Raw genomic sequence first — 13,326 nt, 5'->3', positions numbered from 1 at the left:
AAGTATCAGTTGAAATTCGCAATCGTTTGCGAATTCTAATGCAAACAAGTATTTTTGATTACTATTCCCAAAATTATAACTACATCATAATTACATCACTCCCCGAATTGCACACGCACTATATTTCATCAAGTCGACAAAAAATTTGTTTTATTACTGTTTTTAAAGCTATTTTTGATTTTCAACATAATGCACATTGTTATGAAAGATATACATCATAGTAACAACGTTATGAGTTAATACCTGAACCGAACCCGTGAAAATGAAATTTAGATATATTCTCTTTTTTGTTATCTTTTTCATCTCGAAATCGATAATTGCTCAGAATTACAACCTGGGTTTACCCTTCATCAGATACTACTCTACCAAGGAATATAATGGGGGTATTCAAAACTGGTCTATTACTCAGAATAAGTATGGACTTATTTACGTGGCTAATAATTTTGGCGTACTGGAGTATGATGGTAGTAAATGGGAAATGTATGCTACCAAAACTGGTACTAAAGCCAGGCACCTGGCTATTAATGATAAAGGCAAGATATATGTGGCTGGGCAAGGTGATTTTGGGTACCTCTATCCTAAAACAAATGGAATACTTAGCTATACATCTTTAGCCGACAGTTTACCTAAAGAATATCGAAATTTTGATGAAACATGGAAGGTCTTTATTGATGACAATAGAGTCATTTTCGGCACCTTCAGTCAGATATTCATCTATAACCAGGATGGAAAAATTGATATTATTGACCCCCAATACCCTCCTGAGAATTTCTTTTTTGTTAATCATCAACTTTATATAGACCAGCTTGAAACTGGCCTTTCTTATATTGATAATAATCAAATAGTGCCCATTGCTCATGCCGAAAAGTTAAAAGGCATGAAGGTGAGTGGCGTTATTCCTCTATCAGGAAATAACCTATGGATTGCTACTGAAAACAACGGTGTTTTTGTTTATGACAATCATACCGTAACTCCTTGGGAAGGTTCTATGGATGAGTTTCATGATGCTTCCATTAAATGTGCCATAAGATTGAGAAACGGAAACTTTGCCATAGGTACACAAAATAATGGTTTGTATCTTATGTCTCCACAAGGCCAGCTTATTCTTCACCTCAATAAGGGCCAGGGGCTTAACAACAGAACCGTTTTATGTCTCTATGAGGACTTGCAAAATAACTTATGGCTTGGCCATAACAATGGCATTAGTTACATAGAACTTGGTATGCCTCTCACTTATATTGATGAGCAAGTGGGTGTGCCTGGTTCAGGTTATGCAGGCTTTCTCGACGGGAATGACCTCTATTTAGGCACCAACAATGGACTTTTTCATAAGAAAATCACAACCCAGGCTACTGCTGAGTACAATTTCGTACCTAACACAGATGGCCAGGTTTATAGTATTGAAAAGGTCAAAAATCACCTGCTCTTGGGGCATCACCAAGGTGCCTTTGAAATTAAGGATAGCAAGGCCACAAGCATATCCACTGCTTTAGGCTCATGGACCTTTTTACCTCTAAAAAATCATCCTGACTATGTAATTGGTGGAAATTATAAAGGCCTTAACCTATACAAAGAGGTAAACGGAAAACTTGAGTTCCAGAACAAAATAGAAGGTTTTAACGAGTCTTCCAGAGTAATGGAACAAGCTGATAATGGTGATATTTGGATGACTCATGGCTATAAAGGAGTATATCGCATCACACTTTCCGATGCATTGGATAAAGTTGAGAAAGTGAAATTTTATGGTGAGGATTCAGGTCTACCCTCCAACCTTCTGATCAATGTTTTTAACATTAATAACAGGCTGGTTTTCACCACCACAGATCAAATTTATAGGTATGATGAAAAGACTGACCGCTTTATCATAGATGATACCTTTAAAGACTATTTTGATAATGAAATAGTTACTGCTCTGGCAGAAGATCCTTATCAGAACATATACTTCCTCTCCCCTGACGAAATTGGAATTCTCAAGAATGAGCCTACAGGTGGTTTCACGGTAAAGGATGATATTTTCAACAAGCTAAAAAACATGTTGAATGATGATCTTCAAAATATCAGTATTCTTAGTGCCAATCAGGCCCTATATGGGGCTAAAGAAGGTTTCATTCTCTATGATGCCAGTGGTCAGGATATGGCTAATTATAACTACAGAACGCTAATAAGAGAAGTGAAAATCACCACCGATGATGAGCGAACGCTTTTTAAGGGTTTTAATGTAGAAAATGGTGATATCATTGATCATCAGCCTAAATCAGAGGTTCCTGAAATTGATTATGCGAATAACTCCATCCAATTTACCTATAGTGCCGCCTATGTGGATGGATTGGAAAGAACTGAATACAAATACTGGTTAGAAAATTCTGAAAAAAATTGGAGTACCTGGACCCAAAAAACAGAAAAGGAATACACTAACCTTCATGAAGGCACCTACACCTTCCATGTGAAAGCTCGAAATATCTATGGCAAAGAGAGTGAAATAACGACCTATAAATTTGTTGTTCTGCCGCCATGGTATCGCACGAGTCTGGCCTACATCATATATACTCTTTTGATCATTGCTGTGCTATTTGTGTCATTCTACCTGTTCGATAAAAAACATAAGAAGGAGAAAAGAGCAATGTCCTTAAATCAAGAGAAGGAGATTAATAGGAAGAATACTGAAATTAAAAACATTGCTCGAGAGAGCGCCGATGAGATCGAAAGATTGAAGAATGAAAACTTAACAAAGGAAATAGAGAGTAAAAACAAGGAATTGGCCACTTCTACTATGCACTTGATTAACAAAAATGGCTTTATTGCTAATATTAAAAATAACCTCTCGGGCATTTCCAAACGCAGTAAAAATCAGGAGGTGAAGAAAGAGCTAAGGAAAATCATCACTAATATCGATAAAAACATCTCGCAGGATGATGATTGGGAACACTTCTCTTTCCATTTTGATCAGGTACATGGTGATTTCACTAACCGATTGAAAATAGAATATCCAAACCTGAGTCCACAAGAGATGAAGTTAAGTGCTTACTTAAGAATGAATTTATCCACCAAAGAGGTAGCACACTTACTCAACATTTCCGTGAGAGGAGTGGAAATTTGTCGATATAGATTAAGGAAAAAGTTAGAACTAGAGCGCTCTACCAATCTTCAGGAGTTTATTCTTAAATTCTAAAGACTGATGGCATTTTTAAGATTCCCGAGGTTGTAAGCTTTGGCCCAACCTCTGGAATTGATAATGTTCACAGCTTCTTTAGATCGCATTCCACTGTTGCAGTAAATAATCACTTCCTTATTATGAAAAGCTGTGTGCTGATCAAGCATCTGAAAGGGTATGTTCAAAGCACCAGCGATCAATTTCTTTTGATACTCAGACGGTGTTCTCACATCAATGAGCAAAGCACCCCTCATTCTAAGCTCTCGTGCCTCTTGAACAGTAATATTAGCGGTAGATTCTAAATAGGTGGACATTTTCTCAAAAACCCAGCTAGCCATACAGAAGTGAGTAGTAATGACTATTACCTGCAAAACCACTAAGATACCACCCAGGATAATGCTGAGCACGTACATATCAAGCACAAGTGCTATCCCGATAAGTAAGTTAAAGAAAGCTCCAGTAATACATGCTATGCGCCTGGGAAGAGGATTAGAAGGTACAAAATCATCCCCTTTAAAAGCTTGAGTTACCTTACTTACAAATAAGTCTAATGGGTGAGATTTCTTTGAAAAAAAGCCGCTAACTCCTAAAATGAGCATCCCAAAATTGAGAACAGGCAGATTTAAAGCAATTCCCAAGGCTGTAACCACCATACAAAAAGCGGGCATAATTTTAACCCTGTGATTAATATTTTCAAGCTCACTTAGATTGCAAGTAAGGTAGCCCTGTTGTAATAAAAACCTATTCATTTTACCGAAATTTGATATAGACACTAGCTATAAATACATTTTCTGCAGAAAAAGTAATTACAGTGAGTTCAAATAATTTATAATCATTTGAAATAGAGGAAAATAAAAACCGAAGGCCTTACAGCCTTCGGTAAAAGCGTTTAGCTATAACTTTATGAACCGCTCGATTTCCTGATTTATTTTGATAAAATATGTTCCTTTACCAAGGCTTGAAACGTCAATTTCCTTACCAGAAAAATGCATTACTTCACGACCTGAAAAATCAAGAATCACTCCTTTTACTGTTCCTTCTTTACGGATGTTAAGCGTATGATTTACCGGGTTTGGATAAATCGCTACATTGAGCACCTCTATCTCCTCTGAAAAGGACTTTCTGGCAACAGCATTTACTGATAGACTATTTAAATTTGAGTTAATTCCTGGGCTTCCTAACAGCCAGAAGCCGGATTGAATTTCGCTCAACCAATTCTGCTTTATTACAGCATTGGCCTCTATTCTGGTATCTCCCCAATAGCCTTCATAGTATGGATAAGTCCATTTAGCTTGTTCATTCCAATCTGTATTGATGTAGGTTGCTGCTCTGATCACATCTTCATTCTGATGAATGTAGTCCAGAAATGGCACATACCATCTGTTCCATGCTTGCTGAGCAGACATATTTTCAAACCATGTTCCAGGAGCAAACTGACTCTGAGCAGCAGAAATACCCTGAGTAAATAGTGTTTTAGCGCCCTCATAAGTCCAGCCGGTGGCAGCTCTGGAGACCAGGGATGGAGTAGGATCATACTGGCTGATCTCAAGATCATACCCCTGTGGTGTGGCTTCAGCGATCATCACCGGTTTATTATGCGATCGGGCAAAGTTGAGCATCTCATCAGCCAAATCATCTTGATTAGGAAGGCCATTGACATCTGCAAAGCCAAAGATATTATCCGCCTCCTGAGGCGCTATAAACCATGAAATGCCGCACCAATCCACATAATCATCACCAGGGTACCAATCATTTAGATTTTCACGGGCTGCTGCAAAGTTGCTACCATGATCATAATAAGCATCTAAAACATCATCCACGGGCGAGGTGCTTGACTGCCATACAAAGGCAACATTACTTACTCCTCTACTTCTTAGTCCATTTACAATGTGTCTCCACGCGGCTTTATATTCATTGGTTTTATGATAACCAGCCGGATAAAGTCCACCAGCCAGATCAGTACCATTCCAACGACCGTCGAACTCATAACCGATCCTTAAGAATATCTTTTTATTAGGGAAAGCATTACAAAAAGTGGCCAGCTTGCTAATATTTGCCTCGTACTGCCCATTAGCTATCCCCTGCAAACCATTTTGCTCCCAGTTTTCTGTAATAGACATGGCTAGCACTAGAGCCGAATGATCCCACCCTAAGGCGGTGCTGGCAGCATTTAAAGGTCCGGCGCCCCAATCAGAATCAATCCCAGTGAAATTGCCACCATTATCCATTCCTGTAGCACCATAATTGATGTTATCAATCTGCGGTGTGGTTAATAAATAAAAAGAGATATAGGCCACAGCCGCCCCTGGCTCCGGAATTCCCCCCTGCCCTGCACCAAGACTGTAATCATAACTCGGAGGCATAATATCTCCATACCTATAACCAGCCAGTCCTTTTAAATCCTGACCGATACAGAGCAATGTTTGTCCATTTTGAGGTGTAAACTTGCCTTCTATTTTTGCTGAATTATTACTGCCAACAGTAAAGGTTCTGTAAATACTTACTTCTCCCTGTGCTCCAGTAGCTGTAGCCTGTAGGTTATAGACTCCATCATTAAGATTACCCAAGCTCCATTGATAAGGTGCAATAGCATCTTGATTAATCAGAGAGCCATTGACAAAAAGACTTACTGCGCTAGTCTGTCCTGCTGAAATACCCACAGAAGCAGTGATATTAACTCCACCAGCTATTGATCCGGAAGGTGTAGGACTTTGCCATAACAGTACAAGGTCGTTAGATGAACCTCCTCCACCAGAACCATTATTACAAGTTTCAGTACATCCTCCTGATTCAGCTTGTGCTGCACTCTCCCAACATTGCCCACACAGTAAATATGGATGACTTGCCGGACATGAGGTTGATGTGCAATCATCGCCTGATCCTCCACCATTGTCTCCTCCGGTATTTTCGCAGGTCTCTGCGCATCCACCAGACTCCGCCTGGGCAGGGCTTTCCCAGCATTGGCCACATAAGAAATACTGATGTGACGGAGGACAAGAGCTAGAAGTACAGTCTCCTCCACCGCCATTACTTCCTATTGCAAATGACCTGGAAATAGTAGTGGTAGCACCCTGATTATCAGTTACTATCACTGACAAGGTATAGTTACCTGCATTTAAGTTTTGTAATAGGGGATCATTCTGCCCCTGTGCACCCCATTCATATGGAGCAAGGTTTTCTTGCCTTACAAAATTCCCATTAATTGAAAGACTTGCGTTTGAAATTCCATCAGCGTCAGAAGCGGAAATTTGCACTGAAATAGATGATCCTGCCGCAAGATTAGCACCTTCTGATGGTGTCGGATTAATCCATTGTACCTGAGGCACACTGTTACCTCCACCCCCTTGATTAAGGTTGATGTACCGTGGATCACTCATCAAATTTTGCCAATAGCTTAAAGTAGATGAAAATTTCTGAACTCTGGAATCTCCCCACTCTGGTCCCCAGTCTGGCTGACCATCTCCATTCTTATCTTCTGACCAGTTGGAATTAATGTAAACCCAAGCTCTAATGTCTTCTGACTTAATTAGGTTATCTACCCGACTTAGATAATCATTAAAACCCTGAGGCGATTGATTGGCGGGTGAGTTAGCTGCAGATTCCGCTATCATTAAGGGCTTACCTCTCTGTCTTGCAAAATCAAAAGAAGACAGCAGATTGCCATCAGCGGGATCTCCAGCGCAATTGGCAGTGTTACCAAAGGGCAGGCAAACATCATTATTAAACACAGAGAGTGCAAACCAATCAACATACTGATCGCCAGGATATAACCAATAGGTATCCCAGTAACCTCGTACCGGATGATACACAAAATTTACATTGGTTACGCCATTGACATTTCTAATTCGGTTTGCAATGTAGTTATAGGCATCCTTGTAAGACTGAAGGTCCCACTCAGTGACCTGATCCGCATTCTCCAGGGCGTTTATTCCTTGAGAAGCATAGCGATTTAGCACATCAGGAGCATATGTTTCAGACCTGTTAGCAAATAAAAGAAGACTCACTTCATAGCCGATGCGGAGCATGAACTTAGTGTCTCCTCGGCTTTTCATAATATTAGAAAAAGCATCTATTTGATTATTCCACTGGCCATTAACAATGTCTTCAGTTGCCTCCCAAATGGCATTAGCGTTAAATTGTGGCCAGCCGGGATCTATCATTTGGCCATAACCTCCAGCGGCGGTATTGTCTTTTATACTCAAGGCCACCAAAGCATATTCAACCAGGTCATTGTTTCTCACATAGTCAAGGAATTGCGCATTAGGATCATCATCTCCTTGCTCAATTCTACCCAAGTAAAATGATGCATAGTGAGAAGAACCGGCAGGTGTAATACCAGTGGTTGAAATATAATCAGTGTATTCACTTTGATAGGTTTGACCGATGAGGCTTAAGGTTTTACCCGGTCCAGGATCATAAATTTGACCTATGGCCACCCGAAAAAATAAGCACAAAACTGCTAACAGTACATTGGTTTTAAACTGTACTCTAAACATAGTAGTAACGTTTTAGATTGAACATCATACATGAAGACCATCTTCATGAATCTTACAGTCAAAATGACTATAAGATACGCGTAGTTAAGCCAACTGTAAGAGTTAAAAATTAAGAACTGAGGGCGCTCTTAAATTTCAAAAACAAATCCTTTTTTCAGGAGATTGTTGTAGACAGATTCGTCAAATCTATACAGGCGAGCAGCTCTGTGTGCCACATCCTTCTGCTTTTCATTACAAGGAATTAACAAATTCATTTTGATAAATTTCCTTCTAAAATTAGACTTGTCGAGCTCTGTTTCCAGGATAGCTTCGTAGAGTTCTTTGATCTGCAGTAGAGTGAATTTTTTAGGAAGCAGGTTGAAGCCAATAGGTTCATGCTGAATTTTGTGTTTTAGATGAGCAAAACCATATTCAAAAATATCGTTGTGGTCAAAGGCTAGTTCCGGCACTTTATGCACATTAAACCAGCGTACATCTGAAACACTAACTCCAGGATTTAATTTAAAGCTTTCCTTATTCACCAAGGCGTAATAGGCTACTGTTATTACTCGGGTAGTAGGGTAACGATCTACATTACCGAAGGTCTTAAGTTCTTCCAGAAATATGTTGGAAACGGAGGTCTGGGCCGTTAAAATACGGTAAGCAGCATCATCTACACTTTCATTGTATTTGATCCAGCCACCCGGAAGAGCCCATTTTCCTTTGGATATTCCCTGAGCGTGCTTTACCAGCAAAACATATAATTCAGCCTTTTCAAAACCGAAAATAACGGTATCGATAGAAAGCGCTTCAATTATTTCATCAGAAAACTCCTTAGAATCCATAGCAAATTTTTAGCAGTACCTTAAAGAAAACCTATTTCTTTAACAATTTCCAAATTTAACCTTTGTGAGTAAATTTCTCGCTGCAAAAAAGAAAAAGTGGCAGACACCTAAGTGCCTGCCACTAATATTATCTCTGATAACCCGGATTCTGCGTTAAAATACTCTCTCCTACCAGGTCAATCTCTGACTGTGGTATGGGTAAGTATCTGTCTCTGTTATCGTTATAATTCTTGAAAGCCAATGCATCGGCAGCATCACCCCAGCGGACCAAATCAGTGAATCGGTCCCACCCTTCGGTGGCAAGCTCCTTACGTCTTTCCATTTTCACATTTTCTAATGTTAATGGCACCGGGTCTAAACCCGCCCTTGCTCTGACAGCATCCAGTGCTGCCTGGCCATCTCCACCAGCTCCGCTGGCAGCTGCTTCGGCGCGCATAAGTAAAACATCTGCGTACCGGAAAATCTTTTCATTTAAAGGAGAGCTTCCCACATTGAGCAATGACGAGGCAGTAGTTGAAGAAATATGATATTTTCTCATAGTAGCCTTAGACTCCAGTGCCGCTGGTTTTCTCCAGAAGTAATTGTAAATATCTGTGCCTACCCACTGACTTTCATTACCTGCATCTCCGAATAACAGATTTCCATTTTCATCATACTGTAGACATCCGCATGACTGTGCTCCTAAGTCTGGCAATACCGTTTCCGGAGTTATGAAGGTAGCATCTTTCCTGGCGTCTCCTTCCTCATAAAGGTTGATCAACTCTTGTCTGGGCACTGCATTTCCAAAACCGGTAGCACTGCCGTTAAATATATAGCCAAACATCTGATAAGAGCTTGATCCCTGATTAGTGACAGCCGCAGGTCCTTCAAAAGCAATATTTGAAAAGCCGTCAGCATAGCCTATTTCAAAAATAGATTCCTTACCATATTCATTGTCCAATGACCAGTTGTCAGCAAAATTCTCTTCGAGAGCATACCCCAGAGACATTACTTTTTCTGTGTATTCCTTTACTTTTGGATAATCCTCCTGATATAAAAAGCTTTTGGCGAGTAAAGTGTAGGCAGCACCCTTAGTAGCTCTTCCCTTGTCAGATTGATCTGTATAACTTTCTGGTAGCTTTTCAGCAGCTGCCATTGCATCTTCTCCTATTTGGGTGTAAATAACTGTGATTTCTGCTCTTTCCATCTTTAATTCCTCGTTGGCGCTTTCGATGTATTTAGTGATTAGCGGCACCTTTCCAAAGTTTTTCACCAGTTCGAAATAAGCAAATGCCCTTAAAAACATGGCTTCTGCTATTAGCCTTTGCTTCAATTCATCATTACTAAAACCTTCAAACTGATTCACAAAATGAATGGCTGTGTTGGCTCGTGCAATCATGGTGAACCACTTGGTCCATAAGGCCTGGACACTAGGGTTGCTTGGCGTAATTTTGGTGAAATCATCAAAAGCAGCTCCTGCCACCCAAAAAGCATCCCACTGAGAAACCAAATCATCAGCTCTCATACCCTGAAACATTACGGGATACATGTGAGTCTGAGCTCCATTAATCACCTGCCACTGTAGTACATCATAGACTGAGTTTGTAAGTGCAATATAGTCGCCTTCTGTTTGTAGTGCCTTGCCGGCGTCAAGTTCGGTAATGGGTGCTTTTTCTAGTAGCTCATCTTTATCACAGCCGCTTATCACCCATGTTATGAGAGCCAGAACCAGCACCCATTGAGTTCGATTTATTCGTTGAATATTAATCATAATTTCTTTCTGTTATGCATTAAAACCTGGCTTGAAAGCCTACCATGAATACTCGCGGCTGAGGGTAAAAACCACGATCAATACCTACATCTAAGACTGACTCCGTAGAAGCCTGACCAATTTCAGGATCCACTCCATCATAATCTGTGATAGTAAATAGGTTTTGCCCTGTCAGGTAAATTCTTAGGTTTGACATCCCTATTCCTTCCAGAGAACCTTTAGGGAGATTGTAACCTAAAGTGAGGGTTTTGAGCTTGGTAAATGAACCATCTTTCACATAAAAATCTGACACTTCTGTCTGCGAGCCTCCGGTTCCACCTGTACCTAAAATATTGCCTGGAGCGTTATCTCCTACATAAGTCGTGGGTCTGTTAGAATATGAGGCGTCTAACCTTACCGTAGCATCATAGATATCATTTCCTTGAGATCCATAGAGGAATCCGCTAATGTCAAATCCTTTGTACGAGGCTCCCAACATTACACCATAGGTATAGTCTGGGAACGGTTTACCAATAAAGGTTTTATCGTTAGGCGTTATTCCGGCCTCACCATCTGTATCTCTAAAAATAAGTTCGCCATTGTCATCAATGCTTTCTACCTCATATCCATAGAAACTAGCGATAGGCTGACCAATATCTGTTCTGGTGATAGGGTCTGAGAAAATGAAACCAATATTACCACCATTCAATGGCCGCCCATTTTCACCAAGGCTGGTCACCTCATTCTTATTATACCCCAGGTTAAATCCCACATTCCATGAAAAATCATTTTGGTAGGTTTTCTTATATGTCAATAGTACTTCTAATCCTGTGTTTTTCACATCAGCCACATTGGCAGCAGCCGAGTTAAGACCGATATAAAGTGGCGTACCTATAGGCACCAGCATATCTGAAGTATTTTTAACATAATAGTCCAGCGTAAGCCCGAAGGTGTTGTTAAAGGCATTCAAATCTAGACCGATGTTAGTTTGAGATATCTCCTCCCATTTTACACTAGGATTCGGCAGGAAGCCTGCACTTACCCCAGGGGTGTTCATCCCACCAAAAGATGGACCTGAATTCGGATTTACCACGGTACTGAACTGATAGTTAGATATATTATCGTTACCGTTAATACCCCAGCTAGCACGTAGTTTCAGCAGATCGATGAAGTTATTGGTATTTAGGAATGACTCTTCTGAAAGTACCCACCCTGCAGAAAATGATGGGAAAGTTCCCGACCGATTGTCCGCTCCAAACTTGGATGAAGCATCATTTCTTAAGGTGGCGCTGAATAAATACTTTTCTTTAAAATTATAATTAACGCGTCCGTAAAAGGAAAGAAGTCCGCTTTCATAAGCAAATGGCTTAGGGTTTATGATAGCGGTGGCATCTTTTATCAAAGCAAAATTGATCTTTTCAAAATCATTCACCAGAAAATCAGAGCCAGAACGGCTTTCAATTCGACCCTCTGCCGTTAACACCGAAAAGCCTACCAATACATCTAAATTATGATCCTCGAGATTTATGAAGTCGTATTTCAGATTACCTTCCCACTGTGAGTAGGCATTTTCATAGGTAGTTTGGGTGAAATCAGCCGTTTCATTAAATAGATTTTGAATAGGTCTATAGTCATATTGAGGATAAAAATTCTTATCCAAAGACTCATCACTATAATGGGCATAGCTGGTTCTTACCTCCACATTTTTAAAAGGATTCCAGGTGGCCCCAATATTATAAACTCTTAAATCAGAAACGGTTCTGTTATTATTCAAAAGCATTGAAACATGTGGATTCAAAACTGCTCCTACGGCAGGTAGGGTAACCCCATTGACAACTATTGGGTTATTTAGATCTCCCATGTGAAAAGGCACACTGGGATTCTCCGGATCAAAGGCAGGATAAATAGCGGGAATAGCATTTATATAGTTCATAATAGCCACACCTGTACCTGCCTGGTTTTCAAAAAGATAATCTCTGTTGGTGTGAACTATGTCTGCGCCAACATTAACATTTAGATTATCCAGAACATCTACATCGAACTTTAACTTGGCATTTTTTCGGTTGAATTTAGACTTATCCTCTTCACCTCCAACCATTCCGACCTGATCAAATATGCCCCCTGACAGATAATATGAAAATGCCTCGCCCCCTCCAGAAATGGAAGCGCTATAATTCTGCATAGGTGAGTTCTTATCAAACACCTCGTCATACCAATCAGTATTAGGGAGTTTGGTTATATCACTTTGGCTCAGCGGTGTACCGCCCGCTTGCTGCTGGTACTCATTATAATAAGCCGCATACTGGTCCCTATCCATAAGACCAGGTTTGTTAGCCAGGTTTTGGATGCCATAATAGCCACTGAAAGCCAGCTGTGGCTTTTTATCACGATTCCCTTTTCTGGTTTGCACCAGTACCACGCCATTACCTCCACGTGCTCCATAGATTGCAGAGGCTGCTGCATCTTTTAAAATAGAAATATCTGCGATGTCAGAGGAGTTAAGATAATTAAGATCAGGCACTTGTAGTCCATCCACCAGGTAAAGTGGCTGTGAACCACCGGCGGTGCCTACACCTCTAAGCCGAACAGTTAATGGTGAACCCGGCGAGCCAGAGTTTTGCTGAACAATAACCCCAGGGGCCGTTCCCTGTAGCACCTGTTCTGGCCTGGCTACAGGAAGTGATTCAATGGTTTTTCTGTCCACTGTAGCTACCGCAGTAGATACCTCTTTGGAAGATTGCTCTCCGTACCCAATAATGACAACCTCACTTAAAGATTCTATGTCTTCGGCTAAGACTACATTCACCTCTTCTCTTCCACCTATCTTCACCTCTTGAGTAGTATAACCAATAAAACTAAAAACGAGGGTCTCATTGCCGTCAGGTACTTTGAGACTATAATCACCATTATAGTCTGTTATGGTGCCATTAGTAGTGCCTTGCACTACTACACTTGCTCCTACCAGTGCTTCACCATCTTGCGTGGTGACTTTACCGGTGAGTATCTTCTGCGCAGACACCGAAAAGCTCGCAGAAAATAAGAGCAGTAAGTAAACGTATTTCATAAATAAGGGATTTAATTGAATCTAATTTGTTGGAATCGATTGCATGACTCGATTTAAAAAAA

At 40.5% G+C, this 13,326-nt stretch carries 6 protein-coding genes; 1 reads left to right on the top strand and 5 read right to left on the bottom strand.

Going from position 1 to position 13,326, the window contains the following annotated elements:
• Positions 1-262: 262 nt before the first annotated feature.
• A complete protein-coding gene (locus tag LVD16_RS11565) occupies positions 263-3,169 on the top strand; it encodes a ligand-binding sensor domain-containing protein (protein WP_233774101.1) in 2,907 nt (968 codons plus the stop codon).
• On the opposite strand, the gene LVD16_RS11560 is transcribed toward LVD16_RS11565, so the two are convergent.
• The 5 genes from LVD16_RS11560 to LVD16_RS11540 form a co-directional block, all read right to left on the bottom strand.
• A complete protein-coding gene (locus LVD16_RS11560; RefSeq protein WP_233774100.1) occupies positions 3,166-3,900 on the bottom strand; it encodes a DUF4395 family protein in 735 nt (244 codons plus the stop codon). The two genes, LVD16_RS11565 and LVD16_RS11560, sit on opposite strands and share 4 nt — an antisense overlap.
• Before the next feature lie 144 nt (positions 3,901-4,044).
• The gene (locus LVD16_RS11555) at positions 4,045-7,647 is read right to left on the bottom strand and encodes an Ig-like domain-containing protein (RefSeq protein WP_233774099.1); all 3,603 of its coding nucleotides are present in this window, start codon (positions 7,645-7,647) and stop codon (positions 4,045-4,047) included.
• 128 nt (positions 7,648-7,775) lie between these two features.
• Positions 7,776-8,471, bottom strand: coding sequence for an NUDIX hydrolase (locus LVD16_RS11550; RefSeq protein ID WP_233774098.1), 696 nt, complete (start codon positions 8,469-8,471; stop codon positions 7,776-7,778).
• Between the two features lie 127 nt (positions 8,472-8,598).
• Positions 8,599-10,221: a RagB/SusD family nutrient uptake outer membrane protein gene (locus LVD16_RS11545; RefSeq protein ID WP_233774097.1), complete on the bottom strand. Its 1,623-nt coding sequence runs from the start codon at positions 10,219-10,221 to the stop codon at positions 8,599-8,601.
• 19 nt (positions 10,222-10,240) lie between these two features.
• Positions 10,241-13,264 (bottom strand): SusC/RagA family TonB-linked outer membrane protein, encoded by a 3,024-nt coding sequence (locus LVD16_RS11540; protein ID WP_233774096.1) that lies wholly within the window; start codon positions 13,262-13,264, stop codon positions 10,241-10,243.
• Positions 13,265-13,326: the final 62 nt, after the last annotated feature.

Source organism: Fulvivirga ligni (assembly GCF_021389935.1).
Lineage (GTDB): Bacteria > Bacteroidota > Bacteroidia > Cytophagales > Cyclobacteriaceae > Fulvivirga > Fulvivirga ligni.
This window is presented reverse-complemented; position numbering and strand designations above follow the sequence as displayed.